Origin of the sequence: Marinobacter sp. (assembly GCF_039977835.1) — a bacterium.
GTDB lineage: Bacteria > Pseudomonadota > Gammaproteobacteria > Pseudomonadales > Oleiphilaceae > Marinobacter.
In genome coordinates this window covers 68,996-89,236 of sequence record NZ_JBDWCL010000004.1, presented here as the reverse complement: position 1 = coordinate 89,236, position 20,241 = coordinate 68,996, and the positions used below count along the sequence as shown (strand labels likewise).

Below are 20,241 nucleotides of genomic sequence, written 5' to 3'. Positions count from 1 at the left end.
TCTGAGCGAAGCGAGTTCTTTTCCCAGAAGAAAAGGCACCCCACCTCGGGACCAGACACCCCAACAGCAGGCTACTAGCTAGGGAGAGGGTCTAAGAGAATAAGCCCGCAAATGCGCCGCAAAGTCTTCCAGATAGCGGATACCACTGGCCTCAGCCTCCCGGCACCACTCCATCAACGCATGCAGCTTATCCTGCGGTTTCAAACCACGACGACGCCAGAGCTCCTGCAGCTCGTTGCTCTTCTCATAAATCTGCCGCAACACCGCATTACGCTCCAGCACAGTCTCCAGGTGTTCCTTCTCCTTGGGCTTGATCAGCGTTACCTCCCGGGACAACAAACGCTTCAGACTGCGGTAACGCGGGCGGATCTCCTCATCCATCAGCGACTTCTGCTGACGCAAAACCGGTTCCATCACCCGCTTGCGATACTGTCGCATGATGTCGAAGCGACTGTTGGTAATCGCCTGCACCGTCTCAACATCCACCTCCTGCTTACCCGGCACATAATGGGCAATAGGCTTGAAGCCCTTGGGGGTTGCCAGCCCGAAGAACTGGAACAGACGGATGTAACCCCAGCCGATATCCACCTCGTACCAGCGGCGCGACAGCTTGGACGAATTGGGATAGGTATGGTGATTGTTGTGCAACTCTTCGCCGCCAATCAGAATGCCCCAGGGCGAAATGTTGCGGGCATTGTCGCTGCACTCGAAATTACGATAACCCATGAAGTGGCCAATGCCGTTGACCACTCCTGCAGCCCATACCGGAATCCACATCATCTGCACCGCCCAGATCCAGATACCGTGAACACCGAACAGCAGCAGGTCAATCACTGCCATCAACTGGATACCCAACATCTTGTAGCGGCTGTAAACGTTGTTCTCCACCCAATCTTCCGGGGTGCGCTGACCGTAACGCTCCAGGGTTTCCGGCGTACCGGCCTCCTCATAAAGCTCAGCCCCTTCAAACAGCACCTTGCGAATACCCAGCACCACCGGACTGTGGGGGTCTTCCTCAGTTTCGCACTTGGCATGATGTTTACGGTGGATAGCTGTCCATTGCTTGGTGTTCTGTGCCGTGGTCAGCCACAGCCAGAAACGGAAAAAATGCGCCAGCACCGGATGCAGATCCAGTGAGTTATGGGCAGAATGGCGATGCAGGTAAAGCGTAACGCTGATGATTGTGATGTGGGTAAGCCCCAGCGCAACCAGGATCAGCTGCATCACCGAAAGGTCCAGAAGACCGTTGTACCACATAGAGTTTTCCTCGTCCGAAATAAGAATCCGGTACTGCCCAGCAACCGTATCAGGCCACTTTAGCGTACAGTTGTTAGCCGGAACAACCGTATTTGGATGCCAATTTGTTACTGATTACACTTATCCGTTACCGACCCCTGTCGCTGGAGTAAAATCCCTTGCCCGAATTACCCGAAGTGGAAACCACCCGGCGCGGCATAGCGCCCTATTGCGAGCACCGGACCATCACCCGCGTGACCGTGCGGGATAACCGTCTTCGCTGGCCCGTTCCGGGCAACCTGAGGGAGCTGCTGGAAGGCGTCGTTATTCACACCGTGGACCGCCGCGCGAAATACCTGCTGATCGGAGTCCGCTCAGCCACCGTGGCCGGCTCACTGATCGTGCATCTGGGCATGTCCGGCAGCTTGCGGGTTATTACGGACCAGAGCGAACCACTACCCCATGACCACGTTGAGCTGGAACTGGACAGTGGCACTCGCCTTCGCTTCAATGATCCACGCCGGTTCGGTTGCTGGCTGTGGTCCGAAATCCCGGATGAGCATCCGCTCATTGCCAGCCTGGGCCCCGAGCCGCTGGCGCCGGAGTTTAATGCCCACCTGCTCTACCGCATATCCAGGGGCAAAAAAGCCCCCGTCAAGTCCTTCATTATGGACAACCACGTGGTGGTGGGTGTGGGTAACATCTACGCCAACGAAGCGTTGTTCAAGGCCGGCATCCACCCCCGCCGTGCCGCCGGGCGAATCAGCCTGGACCGCTATAATCGCCTGGTGGAGGCCATCCGGGAAACCCTCAGCGCCGCCATTCTGATGGGCGGAACCACCCTGAGGGACTTCGTGAACAGCGACGGCAAGCCTGGTTATTTTGCACAGTCGCTGCTGGTGTACGGTCGTACCGGGGAGCCCTGCCAGGAATGCGGGCAAACACTGAAGGAAATACGGATGAACCAACGTTCGACGGTTTACTGTGGCAAATGCCAGCGCTAGACCCGCGCTCAGACAACTATTGAAACAGAAAATTCGTTTGAAAATGCGCAAATATGATTCATAGTTAACAGAGTATCCATAATTGTAAGCTACAATACGCTGTAGATTTATCGCCAGGAGTAACAAGAAATGAACGGTAAAGTTTCCCACATCGTTATTACAGCCGTAGCGGTTTGCCTGCTGGCGTTTTCCTCTGTCGGCCATGCCCAGGCCATTGATGAAGAGCCCTCTGCGCTGGCAATGACCGGCGACGCCCTGTTTGTTCGCCCGGCCCTGTTTGCCACCACCATTATCGGTAGCGCCGTGTACCTGGTGTCGCTGCCTTTCTCCGCGCTGGGCGGCAATGCTGGCGAAGCCGGGGAAGTTCTGGTTGTTGGCCCGGCCAAGGCTACTTTCGTGCGCTGCCTCGGCTGCACCCGCACCGGCAGAAAGCCTGAAACCATTGAGCAGGCCAGCAACTGATCCGTAAAATCCCGCCTTGCCAATTGTCGCATTCTTCGGCAGCCTGAAGTTCAACCAACTTCAGGCTGTTTTTGTTTATGGTGAACTGGCACTCCCTCGATACCGTCTTCCTGGATATGGACGGAACGCTGCTCGACCTGCATTTCGATAACCACTTCTGGCTTGAGCACCTGCCCAGACGTTATGCCGAGCACAACAACCTCAGCCCTGAAGAAGCGCGCAACACCATTATTCCCATGATCATGGCCGAGCGTGGCTCCCTGAACTGGTACTGCACCGATTACTGGAGCGACCGGCTGGAACTGGACATTACCGGCCTCAAGGCGGAAGTCGGTGAACGCATAGGCTACCGCCCCCATGTGACGGACTTTCTCGATGCGGTGAGAGGCAGCGGCCTGCGCTCAGTCATCGTGACCAACTGCCACCCCGACCCGCTCAGCCTGAAACTGCAGCGGACCGGTCTGGACAGCCGGGTGGACAACATCATTTCCAGCCATCAGCTGGGAAAACCCAAGGAAGATCCAGCCTTCTGGCGTGATCTGGCCCAGCTGGAAACTTACAGTCCCACTGCCACCCTGATGGTGGACGACAGTTTTCCGGTACTGGAGAGCGCCCGTACCGCCGGCATAGCCCAATGCCTGGCCATCCTCGCACCGGACAGCAAACATGCCGCCCGGGACAAACACCCGGATATACCCTCGATTCATCACTTCGATGAAGTCCTGCCGGCCCTGCGTCAGCGCCAGACCCTGCCATCCGGCCAGTGAGCCAGCTATACTATGGGTATACGCTCATCAGGTGAGGAGACATGACGGCAACCACCACTGAGGACAACCGCGTAAGACTCGACAAATGGCTGTGGGCGGCACGTTTCTACAAAACCCGCAACCTCGCCAAACAGGCCATAGAAGGGGGCAAGGTTCACTACAACAGCCAGCGCACCAAACCCGGAAAGCTGGTGGAAACCGGCGCCAGGGTTACCCTGCGGCAGGGATGGCAAGAGCGCATTGTTATCGTGGATGACATCAGCGAACGTCGCCGGGGTGCTCCGGAAGCCCAGAAGCTTTACCACGAAACCGACGACAGTGTGAAACGCCGGGAAGAGCTTTCGTGGCAGCGCAAAACCATGCAGGCTGCGCAGTTGCCACCTGCCCGGCGGCCCTCCAAAAAAGACCGCCGGGACATCCAGCGCTTCCGCGAACAGAACGGGCTTTGATGTCCTGCCCCACAGATTACCGATTCCGACTTTAACGCTCAGGAGAAAACACCATGGCATCCCGGGACCAGTTCCAGCGATTTATTTTTGAAGACAGCCAGGTCCGGGGAACCTGGGTGAAGCTCAACGACAGCTACAGTGAAATCGGCAACCAGGCGCCGTATCCCGCCTCTGTAAGGCGCATTCTCGGAGAATCCCTGGCCGCCAGCGTACTGATGAGCACCACCCTCAAATTTGAAGGCACCCTCTCTTTGCAGGCCCAGGGCAAGGGGCCGCTGCGCACCTTGATGGCCGAATGCAGCCACGACCACTTCATCCGTGGCCTGGCCCGGTACGATGAACACGCCGTTACCGAAGAATCCCTGGACGCATTGCTGGGTGAAGGCAGCATGGCCATCACCATCTCGCCGGACAAAGGCCAGCGCTATCAGGGTGTGGTGCCCAGAGAAGAAGAAAATCTGGCCGGCTGCCTGGAAGAGTATTTCGAGCGCTCTGAACAGATCCCCACCAGTTTCTTCCTGTTTGCCGACGACAGCTGCAGTGCCGGCCTGATGCTGCAGAAAATGCCCGGCAATAGCGAGCAGGATTCCGACCTCTGGGATCGCCTGAATCATCTGGCCAGTACCGTGGAAGCCGGGGAGCTTCTGGGGCTGGACAGCGAAACCTTGCTCCACCGACTGTTCCACGAAGAAACCGTGCGCCTGTTCGACGCCGAAACAGTGGCCTTCCGTTGCAGCTGCTCACGGGAACGGACCCTGGGCGCACTGGAGGGCATCGGCCAGACAGAGTGCTACAGTATTCTCGAGGAACAAGGCTCCATCGAGATGGATTGCCAGTTCTGTCACGCCCACTATCGCTTCGATAGAAATGATATTGATCACCTTTTCACCGGCCATACGTTACACTGAACACCCGGCTGAATGGCCCGGAAGCCAGTCATAGAGCGGCTTCCGGGGAAGTCGTTTTTTACCGGCGTCTCTGGCATAATAGCGCGCCTGAACTGACCCGATTGCTCAGATTTCCGTCAATTTTCAGGGGGGGGACGGCCTGGACAATCACGATCACATCCCGAGGGCGAGGTCGAAGTGAGTAACACTTATAATGATCTGTGTGCAGCACGACTGATCGAGTTAGCACTGGAAAGACACGAGGGCCAACTGGCCGCAAACGGTTCACTGGTGGTAAAAACCGGCGAACGCACCGGCCGGTCCCCGATGGACCGCTACATCGTGGAGGAGCCCAGCACCTCTGACGACATCCACTGGGGCCCGATCAATCGCCCGTTCGACGCGGAGAAGTTTGATGCCCTCTGGGACCGCGTGGAAGCCTACATCGCCGAGAAAGACAGTTTTGTAAGCCATGTGCACGTCGGCTCTGACCCGGAACACTATCTCCCGGTACGCATGACCACGGAGACCGCCTGGCAGAACCTGTTCGGACAGAACCTGTTCATTCGCCCGGAGACCTTCAACCCGGCCGACAAGCAGGAATGGCAGATCCTCAACGTTGCCAATTTCGAATGCGTGCCCGAGCGTGACGGCACCAACAGCAACGGCACCGTGATCATCAACTTTGCCAAGCGCAAGGTATTGCTGGCGGGCATGCATTACGCCGGCGAGATGAAAAAGGCCATGTTCTCAGTGCAGAACTTCCTGCTGCCGGAAAAAGACGTGCTGCCGATGCACTGCTCCGCCAACGTGGGCGAAGACGGCGAAACCTGCCTGTTCTTCGGCCTCTCCGGCACTGGCAAGACGACCCTGTCTGCCGACCCTGAGCGCTTCCTGATCGGTGACGACGAGCACGGCTGGGGCCCAGGTACCGTTTTCAACATCGAAGGTGGCTGCTACGCCAAGTGCATTGATCTGAGCCAGAAGAACGAACCCATTATCTGGGACGCTATCCGCTTCGGTGCTCTCGTTGAAAATGTCACGATCGACCCGGACACCCGCGAGCCGGACTACACCGACGTCTCCCTCACCGAAAACTCCCGCTGTGCCTACCCGCTGGAGCACGTTGAGAAGCGCGTAATCGAGAACCGCGCTGGCGAGCCGTCACACATCGTATTCCTGACCTGCGACATGACCGGCGTACTGCCGCCCGTGTCCATCCTCAGCAAAGAGGCCGCAGCCTATCACTTCCTCAGTGGCTACACTGCCCTGGTGGGTTCTACGGAAATGGGCTCCTCTTCCAAGCTGAAAGCCACCTTCTCCACTTGCTTCGGCGCACCCTTCTTCCCGCGTCCGGCCGGCGTCTACGCCGAGCTGCTGATGAAGCGCATGGACGAGTTCGGCAGCAAGGTCTTCCTGGTTAACACCGGCTGGACCGGCGGCCCCTACGGCGTGGGAGAGCGCTTCAGCATTCCCACCACCCGTGGCATTATCGCCGCCATCCAGAATGGCGACCTGGACGATGCCGAAACCGAGCACCTCCCCACCCTGAATCTGGAGGTGCCAGTAGACGTCCCTGGCGTAGACAACAACCTGCTGAACCCGCGCAATACCTGGGCCAGCAAGGAAGACTACGACGCCAAGGCTGCCGAACTGATCGGCCAGTTTGTTGAGAACTTCAAGAAGTTTGATGTTTCCGACGCCATTGTAGAGGCCGGTCCGAAAGCATAAGCCTGCCTTTACCGAAAAAGCGCCCTGCTCTTTGAGTACGGCGCTTTTTTTATGCCTTTTCAGCATGGATCAACTCAATAAACACCGGCCAAGCGGTTCGAGTCGCAATGCGTGGCCGTCGGCAGACCTATTGGCATTGGCCCCTCAAGAGGTTAATTTATGACCAGTTAATGATCATGAGGGCCGATTCGGCATGGCAAAAAGCGACACAAAATCTCAGTTCAAAGCAGACCTGCTTCGTCCGGCCAGGTCGGATGACGACACGCCCTGGGCTTTTGTCATTCTGCCCAGGGAGGCGAGCGCAAAGCTTCCCAGGCGGGGAAGAACAACGGTGGAGGGTAGCATCAACGGCCATAGCTTCCGGGCCACGCTGGAGCCAGACGGGCAATTGAGCCATTGGCTGCGCGTAAATGACGAACTACTGAACACCGCAGGCGTGAACTTCGGCGATAGTGCCACATTCGAGATCATGTCGGTGGAGCAGGAACCAGAGCCTGATGTTCCGTCCGACCTTCAGGAAGCCCTTCTGGCTGCTCCCGAAGCTCGCGCCGTGTGGGACGACACGACCCCCATTGCGCGCCTGGACTGGATACACTGGATTACCTCAGCCAAGCAGGCCAGGACCCGGGCGAAGCGGATCGGTGATGCCTGTGACATGCTCGCTTCCGGAAAGCGGAGAGTTTGCTGCTTTGACCCCTCGGGCTACTACAGTAAAGCCATCAGTGCTCCCAAGGCAGCCGATTAAGCTACGGTGTGCCCCAAAACTCGATGGGCGAGCACGCCTAGGAGAACCACGAAATGTCGACTGAGCAACCGCTACCGAAAGCCGTGTCTGTCGAGGAATGGCAGGCAGCCCTTGACCCACTGCGGGTGAAGGAGAAAGAGCTGACGCGCTCCCCTGGAGAAAATCACCCAGTACAGATCACGTATGGGGTGGAGAATTCCCTGGCACTCGTCTTACGAGAGCGCCTTCATTGACGAGCCCTGGTCAGTTCCTGATTATCCCCCGCGATATCTGGCACACCGTCAATGTTCCGAAAGGTGCACTGGTAACCTTTGTGACAGCTGGCGAAGGCACACAGCATTGTCCTCGAACCAGGGGCAACTGAGTGGCGGCTAGACAGATTACCACTGCTCCCTGTCCTCCGCGCTTTCCTCGGCTTCAACTTCTGCTTTTCTCTCCTGGATTTTCTTCATCTTTTCCTTCGATATCGGCATCCTGCCACTATCGCGCAGCATGAAGAGCCCGCCGAGTATCAGGGCAAGGGCGCCGAGAAGGAAAACCCATCCTATCGTTGGCATAAGCGTGACTCCCTGACTGGACTGGTTTCCTTTATAGTGGACCACACACCTTCGATCCTACAACCAGATTTCGGATATTACTCCATGTCCTTTGCCAGAATTTACGAGCAGGCGGCCGCCCGCAAGGGCGGAGAAACGGCATTACAGGCACTCCTGCCACGGGTCGCTGAGCGCGGCGAACTGGAGGCCCTGGGCGACGACCGCTACCTGGCTGAGGTTACCCGCTGTGTATTCAAGGCAGGCTTCGTATGGAGGGTAATCGAGAACAAATGGCCGGATTTCGAGGCAGCGTTCAAGGGTTTTGTACCGCTTTACTGGCAACAGGTGCCACCGGATGTGCTGGAGGAACTGGCCCGGGACGAGCGTATAGTGCGGAACATGCAGAAAATCCGTACAGTGCCTGAAAACGCCCGGATGATAGTGGACGGGGCCCGTGAGCATGGAAGTTTCGGGGCTTTTCTCAGCCAATGGCCTTCGGACGACCAGGTGGGGTTGCTGATGTGGCTCAGACGCCATGGTGCCCGGCTGGGCGGCAATACCGCACAGTATTTCCTGCGACGGGTTGGCTGGGACGGCTTTATCCTGTCATCGGATGTAGTCGCCGGACTTCGTCGTGAAGAGCTGCTGGATGCAACACACGGCAGCAAGAAGGCCCTGATCCAGGCGCAGCACGCCTTTAACGACTGGCGTCGGGAAACCGGCCTGCCATACAGTCACCTGTCACGGATTCTGTCTTATTCCGTCGGGGACTAACTTCATTAACCGGGCAATGGCAGAAACAAAACGGGCTTTGCGAATTCCACAAAGCGATGGCACGATATTCAATTCCTCAGGATGAGAGAGAGGGTGTAATGAACCCGACGATTGAACTGCTCAAGTCACACCGTTCGATACGCAAATTCCAGGACTGGAAGATTCGCCATGAGCTCTTCGAAGAGCTCATTCGTGCCGGCCAGAGCGCTGCCACCTCCAGTCACGTTCAGGCCTATTCCATTATTCATGTCACCAACAAAAAAAACCGCAAAGCCCTTGCGGAGTTGAGTGGTGGTCAGCGTTATGTGGCTGAGTGCTCGCATTTCCTGGTGTTCTGCGCCGATATGAAGCGGCCCACTGATGCCGCCGAGCGTGCGGGTACCGAAGTGGTCAGAGGCACGACCGAGCAATTACTGGTGGCCAGTATCGATACTGCGCTGGTTGCCCAGAACGTCGCTACAGCAGCCGAAGCGGAAGGTCTGGGCGTCTGTTACATTGGTGGCATTCGCAACGACCCTGCCGAAGTGAGTAAATTGCTTCGCCTGCCCGACCATGTCTACCCGGTGTTTGGTATGTGCATTGGCTATCCGGACCAGAGTCCGGAAATCAAACCGCGCCTGCCCCTGGCGTCAGTCCTGAAGCAGGACTACTACGAGGATGATCAGGACGCGACGCTGGTGGCGGAGTACGACACCACCATGCACTCCTACTACCAGGCTCGTACCGCAGGCAAGAAAGACACCACCTGGTCAGAACAGCTCAAACCGCTATTTTCCACCAAACTTCGCCCCCACATGCGCGATTTCCTGCGCGCCAGGGGCTTCGAGATGAAATAGCGGCTTTAGCGGGGTGGTCTAACCCGGCGCTCCGACCAGGGAGCGGTAGACATCCACCATCGTCAGGGTCACCGCTGTACGGCTACGCACGGTTGCATCCCGGGTTGCGGTGAACTCCTGTTCGGCCGTCAGTACCTCGAAATAGCCGATGAATCCCTCTTCATAACGGGCCCTGGCCAGTTTCACCGCTTTCTCGGCGCTGTTCATGGCCTGCTCAAGTCGCTCTTCCCGTTGTTGGGCGCGCTGATAGCGCACCAGCCGTGTCTCTGCTTCTTCAAGCGCTTCCAGTACAGTTTGCTGGTAGTTGGCCAGTGCCGCACGGCTGTCTGCTCCAGCAGCCTCAATACGGGCCTTTACCTTGCCGTGGTCGAGGAAGGTCCAGTCAATGCCCAGGGCCACACGCCGGGTTTCCGCCGGGCCAGTGAACAGGTCACTGGTGTCGGCGGTCACGGAACCTATCAGGCCACTGAGGGTAAAGCGGGGAAACAGGTCCGCGGTGGCAATGCCGATGCGGGCAGTAGCAGCAGCGAGGCGGCGTTCCGCTGCGGCGATGTCCGGGCGGCGCCGCAATACGTCCCCGGGGCTGTCCACGGGGATCACCGGCAGACTTTCTGGCAAGGTACCCCGGGGTGACAGGGTACCCACAAGTGCCATCGGCGGCTGGCCGGTCAGTACGGCAATGCGGTGCATCGCTGCGCGGATACCCGCCTGCAGGGCGGGCAGTTCAGCACGGGTCCGTTCCAGTTGGGCGCGGGCACGCACCTGGTCAAACTCGGTGCCCCGGCCCGCCTCCACCCGGGCTTCCACAATATCCAGGGATTGCTGTTGCAACGCCACACTCTGCTGCGCCACCTGATACTGCTGTTGCAGGCCCCGTAACTCAAAGTAGCTGCTTGCCAGTTGCCCCACTATCGCCACCTGCACAGCACCGATATCGGCACCGGCGGCTTCCAACTCCGCCCTTTGGGCTTGTGTCGCACGCCGCAGGCGCCCGAACAGGTCCAGCTCCCAGTTGGCAGCAAGGCCGGCCTGGTAACGCTGCACCCGTTCCGGACCGTCACCCGGCGGTGACTGCTCACTGTCGGCCAGGTACTGCTCCGCCGCGGTAGCACTGGCGGTTACGCTGGGCCACTGATCCCTTTCGGCCCCGTAGAGCAGTGCAGCCGCACGCTCGTAGCGGGCCACCGCACCTTCCAGGGTGTGGTTGGCCGTCAGCGTCTGGTCAATCAGCTGTTCCAGCATGGGGTCGTCGAACCCCTGCCAGAAACGTTGCTGATCACCGGTGCCGGCCACCATCGTGCGTCCCTCCGAGAAGACTTCCGGTTCCGGTGTGGCCGGGGTCTGGTAATCCGGCCCCACGGCGCAACCGGTCAGCAGCACCAGAGCCCCCATTATCGCAATTACTTTATGCATGGCTACCTCCCGGAAGTGCTTCGTCGTTCGGCTCGTCGTCGCAGTTCAGTGTGGATGTGTGATGGCTCTTCAGGCTATGGCTGCCGGATAGCTTGCGCAGGGCCACGTAAAACACCGGCGTGAGGAACAGGCCAAACAGGGTCACTCCGATCATGCCGGCAAACACGGCGGTGCCCAGGGCCTGGCGAACCTCGGCGCCGGCACCGGTGGCCAGTACCAGCGGTACCACGGCGGCGGTGAAGGTAATGGAGGTCATGATGATGGGCCGCAGTCGCAGCCGGCAGGCCTCCAGTGCCGCTTCCACAACGCCCCGGCCCTGCAATTCCAGCTCACGGGCGAATTCCACAATCAGGATGGCGTTCTTGCAGGCCAGGCCAATCAAAACCACCAAGCCCACCTGCACGAAAATATTGTTGTCCCCGCCTCCAAACCACACGCCGATCAATGCCGAGAGCATACACATGGGCACGATGAGAATGACTGCCAGCGGCAGGGTCCAGCTCTCATACAACGCTGCCAGCACCAGGAATACCAACAGGATGGCAAGCGGGAAGACCACCAGAGCGGCATTACTCTGGTTGGCCTGCTGGTAGCTGAGGTCGGTCCACTCGAAATCCATCCCGGCGGGAAGGGTCTCTTCCGCAAGCGCCCTCAATACATCCAAGGCCTGGGCCGAGGACAGTATCCGTGGGTCTGCCTCGCCGGCGATATCAGCGGCAGGGTAGCCGTTGTAACGCAATACCGGGTCGGGCCCGAAGCTCTGGCGGATATCCACCATGGAGCCGATGGGTACCATCTCGCCCTGGTTATTGCGGGTACGCAGGCGGGCAATATCCTCCACACTGTCACGGTAGGGGGCATCGGCCTGGGCAATCACCTGCCAGGTACGGCCAAAGCGGTTGAAGTCGTTGACGTAGGTGGACCCAAGATAGGTCTGCAGGGTGTCAAACAACTCCGTCAGCGGCACCCCCTGGGCCTTGGCCTTGAGCCGGTCCACTTCCGCATCCAGTTGCGGCACGTTGGCCTGGTAGCTACTGATGGGGTAACCCATGCCGGGTGTCTGGCTGATCGCGCCCTGGAACTGGTTCACCGCGTTCTGCAGGGCACCGTAACCCAGGTTGCCCCGGTCCTCGATGAATAACTGGTAGCCAGAGCCATTACCCAGCCCGAGGATCGGGGGCGGCATGAAGGAGAAGGCGAAACCTTCTTTCAGCCCACTGATCTTCTGGTTGATCTGGGCATTGATTTCCCCGGCACTGAGGCTGCGCTCCTCAAACGGCTTGAGAGGAAAGAACACCACGCCGGTGTTGGAGGTATTGGTGAACTGCAGTGCGTTCAATCCCGGGAAGGCAACCGCATTCGCCACCCCTTCGGTCTCCATGGCGATATCGGTCACCTTTTGCAGCAACTGGTCAGTTCGCTCCAGAGAGGCACCTTCCGGAAGCTTCACTCCGGCCATCAGGTACAACTTGTCCTGAATCGGTATAAAGCCCGGCGGCACCACCTTGAACATCAGCCCGGTGCCTGTGAGCAACAACGCATACACCACGAACACCGCACCGCGCCGGCGCAGGGAGCGGGACACACCGCTCTGGTACCTCTCCGCGCTGGCATTGAAGAAACGGTTGAACGGCCGGAAGACCCAACCGAACAGGGCGTCAATGACCCGTTGTATTCGATCCTTGGGTGCCGCATGGGGTTTGAGCAGCATGGCGGCCAGCGCCGGCGACAGGGTGAGGGAGTTGATGGTGGAGATCACTGTGGAAATGGCGATGGTTACCGCGAACTGGCGGTAGAACTGCCCGGTTACTCCGGAAAGGAACGCCATGGGAATAAACACCGCGCACAGCACCAGGCCGATGGCAATGATAGGGCCGGAGACCTCCTTCATGGCCTGATGGGCCGCTGCCAAAGGGGTCCGTCCTTCCTCGATGTTACGCTCCACGTTTTCCACCACCACAATGGCGTCATCCACCACGATACCGATGGCCAGAACCAGCCCGAACAGGGTCAGGGTGTTGATGGAATAACCCAGCAGGTAAAGCGCACCGAAAGTCCCTATGACCGAGACCGGTACCGCCAGCAACGGAATGATGGAGGCCCGCCAGGTCTGCAGGAACAGGGTGACCACCAGCACCACCAGCAATACCCCTTCCAGCAGGGTGGCCACCACCGCCTTGATGGAGTCGCTGACGAAAATGGTCGTGTCGTAAACCGCTTCGTACTCCACCCCCTCCGGGAAAAGGGTGGCCAGTTCGTCCATGGTGTCGATCACTTCATCACGGATTTCCAGGGCGTTGGCCTCCGGTGCCTGAAAGACACCAATGGCCACGGCATCCTTGCCATCAAGCTGGGAGCGCAGGGTGTAGTTGCCGGCCCCCATCTCCAGCCGGGCCACGTCTTCGAGCCGCAGGATTTCGCCATTGTCGCCGCGCTTGAGCACGATGTCGCCAAACTCTTCCACGGTTTCCAGCCGGCCCCTGGCATTGATCAGGGTGAGGAAGTCGCTGTCCGGTACTGGCTCGGCACCGATCTGGCCGGCGGAAACCTGCACATTCTGCTCACGCATGGCCCGCACCACATCACTGGCAGTCAGGCCACGGGCAGCAATCCGCTCAGGGTCCAGCCACGCGCGCATGGCGTAGTCGCCACCCCCGAATATCTGCGCATCCCCTACTCCCCGGATACGAGCCAGACGGTCCCGCACGTGCAAACGGGCATAGTTACGCAAGTAAAGGGTGTCGTAGGTGCCGTTCGGAGAGGTCAGATGAACCACCATCAGAAAGGTCGGCGACTGCTTCTGGGTAGTCACCCCCTGGCGCCGCACCTCTTCCGGTAATCGGGCGAGTGCCTGGCTGACCCGGTTCTGCACCCGCACGGTGGCGTCTTCCGCATCTGTGCCGGGGCGGAAGGTGACGGTCATCTGGAGCACGCCATCGGAGCCCGCTACGGACTTGAAATACATCATGTCCTCGACACCGCTGATGGCCTCTTCCAGGGGCGTGGCCACGGTTTCTGCGATTTCCTTGGGGTTGGCGCCAGGGTAGACGGTGCGCACCACCACAGACGGCGGCACCACTTCCGGGTACTCGCTGACGGGCAAGTTGGGAATGGAAATCAGCCCGATGGCAAAAATGATAATGGAAAGTACCGCCGCGAATATCGGCCGATCGACAAAGAAGCGGGAGATATTCATTGCGACATCTCCCGGGCCACTGCAACCGCACCGTCATCCTGATCAGAGTCTCTCATCGCGACCAGCTGCGGTTTGACCTCCACGCCGGGGCCATAGACTTTCTGCACACCATTGATGATCACCAGGTCCCCGTTCTCGAGGCCGTCGCGGATCACCAGCAGATCTTCCACCTGGCGGCCGGTGGTTACGTGCCGGGGGCTGACCACGTTGTTTTCATCCACCACGTAGACGTAACGACGGTCCTGATCGGTCAGCACCGCCTTGCGGTTGACCAGCAGGGCCTGGTCCAGCCTGGCCACGGGCATTTCCACACGGGCAAACTGGCCGGGCCTGATCAGGCCATCGGTGTTGCTGACCACAGCGCGATACTGCAGGGTGCCGGTTCCCGGGTTCAGGTGGTTGTCGACGAAGTCCAGCTTACCCTGATACTGCCGACCATCCTCATCCCCCAGCGTGATTCGCAAGCTCCGGGGCTGGCCAGTGGCAGGCAACCGCTGGCGACTGAACGCGGCTTTCTCATCGGCCTCGAAATAGACGTGTACCGGATCCACCGACACCACAGTCGTCAGCAGGCTCTGGTCCGCATTGGCGAGGTTGCCACGGGTTACCAGCGCACGACCGGCACGGCCGCTGACCGGTGCGGTTACGCGAGTGTACTGCAGGTCCAGTTCGGCGGCATCCAGCGCCGCCTGGGCTGACTGGACCCGGGCACGGGCACTCATCAGCGCGGCATTGCGCTGGTCGTACTCTTCCCGGGAAATAGCCCGGCTTTCCAGCAGTGTCTTCGCCCGGCCGGCTTCGCTCCGGGCCAGTTCCAGCTGGCTATTGGCCAGCGCCAGGTCCGCACGGGCCGCCTGCTCCCGCGCCTTGTAAGGCCGGGGGTCGATCTGGAACAAGAGGTCACCGGCCTGCACCAGCTCACCTTCTTCGAACGCCACCTCGTCGATGTATCCACTGACCCGGGGGCGTAAATCCACTGTTTCCGGTGACGCAACCCTGCCCGTGAAAGACTCCCACAGGGTGACCGGCTCTACGATAACCTCAGCAACATCCACTTCTGGCGGGGGAGGCGCGGCCATCGCCTCGTCGCTTTGCGCTTCGCACCCGGTCAACAACACCGCCAATGCGATGGCCAGGCCCAGTACCCGGCCGGGTCCGCTGAAATTCTCTGCTGTCAGACTTTCCATGGTTTTTCGCTCCACTGTCGGGATCGCCTTGTGAGCATTCCCGGTTGGCAAGTAATCGGTTGGATCGCTTGTTAAGTCGGTTGGGATAAAACGAATTCGACACAGAGCCTAGGCCCTCAAGTTAACTTGAGGTCAATAGGTCCGAATCGGGATGTGAGTTAAGATAAAGAATGCAGGGATGAAGACGGTATCGGGTTACTGCGGGAAGCTTGCCTGATTCTGCCAGCTGTCATGAGCCTGAGCTGAGGGGTTGCCGATTTCTGCGCGGTCATTGCCTGATCCTGCAGAACATACATGAACCCCCATACGATTCAGGGTGCGAAGGATTATACTGCCCCGAAAGGGAGACCCACCGATGACTGCGACGATTCCAGAGATTTCCGGAAATCTCACTCTCAACCTGCAGCAACAGCTCGCCCGGGTAGTTGGTACATGGACAACTCAACAGGGCATTCAGGGTTCAGCCATTGATGGTGTGGAGCTGATACGCTGCGACCGGCCTTCCAGCTGCGGCTCAAGTGTCTACGAACCTTCGCTGTGTTTTGTGATACAGGGCACCAAGACCATTCAGCTGGGCGACCGTGAAATCACCTACCAGCCACTCTCCTATCTCGCCAGCTCCGTTCATCTACCGGTACTGGGGCGGATTACCGAGGCCTCGGAGGAACAACCCTATCTTGCGGCAAAACTCAAGGTAGACCCCCAGGAAGTAGCGGATCTGGTGCTGGAACTGGGTGAGAAAGCCCCACCACTGGACCCACACGGTCACTGCCCGGAGGTGGAATGCGGTCTTTGCATTTCTTCCATGGACGAGCTTATGCAGAATGCGCTTTACCGGCTGCTGAGCCTGTTGGATTCCCCCGGAGACATTCCCATTCTGGCGCCCCTGGCCCGCCGGGAAATCATTTACCGGACCCTGATTGGAGAGATGGGGTCGCGGATGCGCAAGTTTGCCTCGGCCGAGTCCCAGTCACACCGGATTTCAACGGTGATCTCGGCACTGAAGGATCATTACGCGGAACCCCTGCGAATCCGCGAACTGGCGGAAGCGGCCAACATGAGTGAGTCGACGCTGTACCACAGCTTCAAGCAGGTAACCCGCATGTCGCCGCTGCAGTTCCAGAAGAAGCTGCGCCTGCATGAAGCCAGGAGGCTGATGCTGACCGAGGGGCTCGAGGCCGCCACCGCCAGCTATCGGGTGGGCTATGAAAGCCCCTCCCACTTCAGCCGCGAATACAGTCGCCTGTTCGGAGCGCCGCCAAGAGCAGACGTCACCTTACTTCGTGGTGAACGGAGAACGCCTGAGACGATATGACTTTTCCGGCTCAGGCATAGAACAGCAGCGGTACAAACGCCACCAGTACCAGCGATATACCCATGGCTATCAGCGGCATGATAATGCGCTCGTGGCGCTGGTAGAACGTGCCCTCTTCCTGCTGTGCTGCCAACACTTCCGCTTCTCCGACCACTTGTCGTGTCAGCAAGTGGTTCAGCGCAACCGGGGGGCTGAGGTAACCCAGTTCGAACGCCACCAGGGTAACCATCCAGAAGTGAATCGGATGAATACCGCTGCTATAGGCAATGGTGGCCACTGTTGCGGTGACGAGAATCACGGCTCCAAAGGCGTCCATGATCATACCCAGTACCACCAGTATGACCACCATCAGCAGCATGGCGGACCAGGCGCTGTCGAAAGACTGGGGGAAGGCTTCCATCAGATGGGAACGCTCAATCACGCCGCCAATGCTGACTGACAGGCCCAGCAGCAAAAGCAGAGCCCCGATTTCAGCGGTGGTGTCGTTGGTGGCTGAACGCAAGCTGCGTTCCAGGCCCTGGTGGTTGATCTCGCCACTGGCCCGGCCCTTGCGGTTTTTCAGGCTGATGTGCTCGTACAGCAGAATCGCCAGCATAATCACCGGCAGCAACCGTGGGGCCGAGAACTCGTCCATTTTTACGTCCAGCGCGAACCGGTACAGCAACACCACCGCGAAGATCACCAGAACATAGGGAATCAGCTGCTTCAGTGCCGACATCATCGGCGAAAAGGCAACGGCGGCCGGAGCCAGGTTGAACCGGCTCTGACGATTAACGGTCAGCGCGACAGCGGTGAACATGGCAGCGGTCAGTACGAACACCCATATGCCCCAGCCAAACAACTCATCGGTAGTGACTTCCCGATTCAGGTAGGCAATCACCACCACCAGCAGGCAGGGCCGCAAGACAACACCCAGGGAACCAGACATGGCGGTGGCGGCCAATGCCAGATGCCGGCGGGCACCGGCAGCACGCAGTTCCGTGTAAATAACGGCGCCGGCAGCAATAACAAAGATGCCCGAGGCGCCCGTGTAGGCCGTAGGCACTGCAGCAACCAGCACCGCCACCACGGCCAGGAGTTCGGGTGGCATGCGCCACGGCCGGAACACGTTGAACACCAGTGTGGCTAGGCGTGTCTGCTTCAGCATCATGCCTACCCACACATACAGGCCCACGTTGAGGAACATGTCAGACAGTTCCATCATCTTGCCCAGATAGATACCAATACCAGAGGCATGACCAATCAACGCGAAGTAAGTGCCTGATATCAGACACATAACAGTATAAAGAGGTACAGCCAGAAACGCCTTGTTGAGCACACCCCCCTCTGCCAGATCGTCCGGCACACGTATCAAGCGGTAGAGACTGGCCAGGGTCAGCGCAGCGAATCCGATAACCCACAGGTTGTGGAGCAGAAGCTCCTCCGGGGACATGGTATTGCCGGAGCCAAAACTGGACTGGCGAAAGATCACACTGGAGCCGAGCAGCATGGCATTCGCTATAGTCTGCAGGGTGTGGGAAACGGTGTAGTCCAGGCGGGTTTCCATGGCTCGCATGGCGATGTGGTGGCGGGTCAATGTGGCCGTGACTGCGCACAACATCACCAGAATAACGAGAATATAGCGTTGCGACTCCAGCCCGAAAGCAATCAGATCGGCAACGAACAACTCCATTGCCCGGTAGGCTTTCACGCCGGGGGTGAGCTTGTCCCTGAGGTTTTCGTAGCTCTGGTAACTCTGGCGGCAGTTTTCCACCGACCGTTCGATGGCCAGGCGAACTTCGGCAGGATCTTTCTCGACCTCGCCCAGCAACGCTGCCATTGGATTGTCGCTGCCGTCTTTCGCGAGCTCTTCCTGCACCGCGGCTTCGATATCCACGTTCGGATCACAGGTTGGCTGGACCGGATCTGCCCTCAGTTTGTAATAGCCACTCCACAGTTGCTCGCCACCGCGGAGCATCTGGTTGTGGATATCACTGCTGGTGGAAAACAGCACCACCGCCAGCAGAAGCAGACAGGCCGGCAGGGAGGAAAACCACTCCCTGCCACTACGGCGAAAACCACCCTCGGACATAACAACTCACTCTGGGAATGTTGAATTACAGCAGATCATCCAGATCCATGGTTTCGACTGTTTCCCTGTCATCGTCCCAGAAGGTTCCCAGTTTGCCAGTCGGTGTACGGTGCCCGGTGTTTTCCATCCACATACGGTCGGATATAGCGACAATCATCTGGGTCGCCATGGCGTCCACGAACTTCCATTCTTCATCCGCTGGCGTTTCGTCGATGGCTTCGGCATGGCTACGAATCACAGCGCGCAGCCGCTCCTGGTCGCCCTCGTTCTGGGCGGCAATGGCGTGGAATACATGACTGAGCCTTACCCCGGCCTCCTCACCCTGCTCATCGGCAATACTCAGGCGCTGGAAAGGATCTTCGCCCTCGGGCAGCGCGCCGGGGATCATCGACCAGACCGTTGCGCGTAATGCCATGGGGGCGCCCCACCACTTGTCGTTTTCCAGACAACTAGTGGCGCGGGCAACGGTGGAGCCAATGTTCTTGGGGACGCCGATGGACGAGGTAGACTGGATCTCGGCATTCAGTGCCTGCAGGCCCGAAAGCAGTCCTGCCATGTAGATAAATTCACCAAGATCGTCCTCAAAGCCGGGGCATTCGCCCTCATCCGGCTCGCCATAGAATGCGTTATGGTGATTCCAGCCCCGGTAATAACGCCTGGCGGCCAGTGCCAGGGCCCGTTTCTGGCGAATAATGGCGTCTTCCGCCGCTTCCGCATTCCGTGCACGCATTGCACCCAGGCTGGCCAGTTCGTGCTCCCGCGCCTGTTCTTCGGCGCAACCACCGGCGGACAGGTAAAGCATTACCGCCAGTTGGTCAGGCTCAGTGGTTACACGGCCGAAGGACATCAGCAAGGGCGCGGTGGCCTCACTCATGGCACAGCCCATGGCCAGGTCTTCACTTTCCAGAAGATAGGGAACGGTGTGATTGCGGGAGAAGCCCTGCATCACATCACCAGTGGTCTTGTAGATCATGTTGTTGACGACCCCACAACCACTGAGAACCAACCCTGCAAGAACTGCCGTTACGGCACCGCGAAACCGGACAAACCCGTGAGGTAGCCGGTTGGCAGGTTTCTGAATACGTGTCATAACATCTTACCTTTTTCTTGTTAGGGCGGCCGGGCGTCGTCCGGCCGGGGCCACGCAACTGCCTGGTTACAGTTTGTAACCGAAACAGCATTATCGCCTACAACTCCCTGTTTTTATGCGACTCCGCCCGCAAATGAAGCCGGAGGCTCAAATGTATCCGGTTTACCGGTTTGCACAATGGGTCGCAAACCGCTATAGATTTGATCAGCCGGCGGTTACGCAGCCACCGGCCAGTAACCAAAAACGACAACAAGGAGTATCCAATGCGCAAACCTGAACTTGCCGCCGCTGTTGCAGACCAGACCGGATTGACCCGGGAGAAAGCCAGTGAAGTGATCACCGCTTTCACCGACCAGATCTCCGCTGCCGCGGCCCGGGGCGAAGACACCACCCTGATCGGTTTCGGTACCTTCAACATCCGCAGCCGTGACGCTCGCGATGGCCGTAATCCCCAAACCGGTGCAACCATCCGCATACCAGCCAGCAAGACTGTCGGCTTCAAGGCAGGCAAGGCGCTGAAAGACTCGATCCGCTAAAACCGC

At 58.9% G+C, this 20,241-nt stretch carries 20 protein-coding genes; 13 read left to right on the top strand and 7 right to left on the bottom strand.

What is annotated here, in order from left to right; all coding sequences use genetic code 11:
* Window positions 1-78 precede the first annotated feature (78 nt).
* A complete protein-coding gene (locus ABJM11_RS00860) occupies window positions 79-1,257 on the bottom strand; it encodes a fatty acid desaturase (RefSeq protein WP_348294283.1) in 1,179 nt (392 codons plus the stop codon).
* A gap of 158 nt (window positions 1,258-1,415) precedes the next feature.
* Between ABJM11_RS00860 and mutM the strand changes: the two genes are divergently transcribed.
* From mutM to ABJM11_RS22435, 9 genes are all read left to right on the top strand, one after another.
* Window positions 1,416-2,240, top strand: a complete 825-nt coding sequence (gene mutM / locus ABJM11_RS00855) for a bifunctional DNA-formamidopyrimidine glycosylase/DNA-(apurinic or apyrimidinic site) lyase (protein ID WP_348294281.1) — start codon at window positions 1,416-1,418, stop codon at window positions 2,238-2,240.
* A 129-nt stretch (window positions 2,241-2,369) separates the two neighbouring features.
* Complete coding sequence (locus ABJM11_RS00850) at window positions 2,370-2,702, top strand: hypothetical protein (RefSeq protein ID WP_348294280.1); 333 nt, start codon at window positions 2,370-2,372, stop codon at window positions 2,700-2,702.
* A gap of 77 nt (window positions 2,703-2,779) precedes the next feature.
* Entirely contained in the window at window positions 2,780-3,469 is a 690-nt protein-coding gene (gene yrfG / locus ABJM11_RS00845; protein ID WP_348294278.1) for a GMP/IMP nucleotidase, read from the top strand.
* A gap of 41 nt (window positions 3,470-3,510) precedes the next feature.
* Window positions 3,511-3,918: a ribosome-associated heat shock protein Hsp15 gene (gene hslR, locus ABJM11_RS00840; protein WP_348294276.1), complete on the top strand. Its 408-nt coding sequence runs from the start codon at window positions 3,511-3,513 to the stop codon at window positions 3,916-3,918.
* 53 nt (window positions 3,919-3,971) lie between these two features.
* Window positions 3,972-4,826: an Hsp33 family molecular chaperone HslO gene (hslO, locus tag ABJM11_RS00835; RefSeq protein ID WP_348294275.1), complete on the top strand. Its 855-nt coding sequence runs from the start codon at window positions 3,972-3,974 to the stop codon at window positions 4,824-4,826.
* A 177-nt stretch (window positions 4,827-5,003) separates the two neighbouring features.
* On the top strand, window positions 5,004-6,536 hold the full coding sequence (locus ABJM11_RS00830) for a phosphoenolpyruvate carboxykinase (RefSeq protein WP_348294274.1): 1,533 nt from the start codon (window positions 5,004-5,006) through the stop codon (window positions 6,534-6,536).
* 193 nt (window positions 6,537-6,729) lie between these two features.
* On the top strand, window positions 6,730-7,281 hold the full coding sequence (locus ABJM11_RS00825; protein WP_348294273.1) for a YdeI/OmpD-associated family protein: 552 nt from the start codon (window positions 6,730-6,732) through the stop codon (window positions 7,279-7,281).
* 53 nt (window positions 7,282-7,334) lie between these two features.
* Window positions 7,335-7,514 carry a hypothetical protein gene (locus ABJM11_RS00820; protein WP_348294272.1) on the top strand — a complete coding sequence of 60 codons (180 nt, stop codon included), beginning with the start codon at window positions 7,335-7,337 and terminating at the stop codon, window positions 7,512-7,514.
* Window positions 7,465-7,656: a hypothetical protein gene (locus tag ABJM11_RS22435; RefSeq protein WP_407069941.1), complete on the top strand. Its 192-nt coding sequence runs from the start codon at window positions 7,465-7,467 to the stop codon at window positions 7,654-7,656. The genes ABJM11_RS00820 and ABJM11_RS22435 overlap by 50 nt, the downstream gene beginning before the upstream one ends.
* A gap of 5 nt (window positions 7,657-7,661) precedes the next feature.
* Here the strand turns inward: ABJM11_RS22435 and ABJM11_RS00815 are convergent, their stop codons facing one another.
* On the bottom strand, window positions 7,662-7,838 hold the full coding sequence (locus ABJM11_RS00815) for a DUF2897 family protein (RefSeq protein ID WP_348294270.1): 177 nt from the start codon (window positions 7,836-7,838) through the stop codon (window positions 7,662-7,664).
* A gap of 84 nt (window positions 7,839-7,922) precedes the next feature.
* Here ABJM11_RS00815 and ABJM11_RS00810 point away from each other — a divergent pair, with 84 nt between their 5' ends.
* On the top strand, window positions 7,923-8,591 hold the full coding sequence (locus ABJM11_RS00810) for a DNA-3-methyladenine glycosylase I (protein ID WP_348294268.1): 669 nt from the start codon (window positions 7,923-7,925) through the stop codon (window positions 8,589-8,591).
* Window positions 8,592-8,689: 98 nt separating this feature from the next.
* Window positions 8,690-9,427, top strand: coding sequence for an oxygen-insensitive NADPH nitroreductase (gene nfsA / locus ABJM11_RS00805; protein ID WP_348294266.1), 738 nt, complete (start codon window positions 8,690-8,692; stop codon window positions 9,425-9,427).
* 18 nt (window positions 9,428-9,445) lie between these two features.
* Here the strand turns inward: nfsA and ABJM11_RS00800 are convergent, their stop codons facing one another.
* The 3 genes from ABJM11_RS00800 to ABJM11_RS00790 are packed head-to-tail and all read right to left on the bottom strand — an operon-like array spanning window position 9,446 to window position 15,223.
* Window positions 9,446-10,840, bottom strand: coding sequence for an efflux transporter outer membrane subunit (locus ABJM11_RS00800; RefSeq protein ID WP_348294264.1), 1,395 nt, complete (start codon window positions 10,838-10,840; stop codon window positions 9,446-9,448).
* Window positions 10,833-14,036, bottom strand: a complete 3,204-nt coding sequence (locus tag ABJM11_RS00795; RefSeq protein ID WP_348294263.1) for a multidrug efflux RND transporter permease subunit — start codon at window positions 14,034-14,036, stop codon at window positions 10,833-10,835. The genes ABJM11_RS00800 and ABJM11_RS00795 overlap by 8 nt, the downstream gene beginning before the upstream one ends.
* Window positions 14,033-15,223 carry an efflux RND transporter periplasmic adaptor subunit gene (locus ABJM11_RS00790; RefSeq protein ID WP_348300331.1) on the bottom strand — a complete coding sequence of 397 codons (1,191 nt, stop codon included), beginning with the start codon at window positions 15,221-15,223 and terminating at the stop codon, window positions 14,033-14,035. Before ABJM11_RS00790 ends, ABJM11_RS00795 begins: the two co-directional genes overlap by 4 nt.
* Before the next feature lie 355 nt (window positions 15,224-15,578).
* Between ABJM11_RS00790 and ABJM11_RS00785 the strand changes: the two genes are divergently transcribed.
* A complete protein-coding gene (locus tag ABJM11_RS00785; RefSeq protein ID WP_348296805.1) occupies window positions 15,579-16,538 on the top strand; it encodes an AraC family transcriptional regulator in 960 nt (319 codons plus the stop codon).
* Between the two features lie 10 nt (window positions 16,539-16,548).
* On the opposite strand, the gene ABJM11_RS00780 is transcribed toward ABJM11_RS00785, so the two are convergent.
* A complete protein-coding gene (locus tag ABJM11_RS00780; protein ID WP_348296806.1) occupies window positions 16,549-18,609 on the bottom strand; it encodes a TRAP transporter large permease subunit in 2,061 nt (686 codons plus the stop codon).
* Between the two features lie 25 nt (window positions 18,610-18,634).
* Window positions 18,635-19,699 (bottom strand): hypothetical protein, encoded by a 1,065-nt coding sequence (locus ABJM11_RS00775; protein ID WP_348296807.1) that lies wholly within the window; start codon window positions 19,697-19,699, stop codon window positions 18,635-18,637.
* 263 nt (window positions 19,700-19,962) lie between these two features.
* On the opposite strand from ABJM11_RS00775, the gene ABJM11_RS00770 reads away from it, so the two are divergent.
* Complete coding sequence (locus ABJM11_RS00770) at window positions 19,963-20,235, top strand: HU family DNA-binding protein (RefSeq protein ID WP_348296808.1); 273 nt, start codon at window positions 19,963-19,965, stop codon at window positions 20,233-20,235.
* Window positions 20,236-20,241 lie beyond the last annotated feature (6 nt).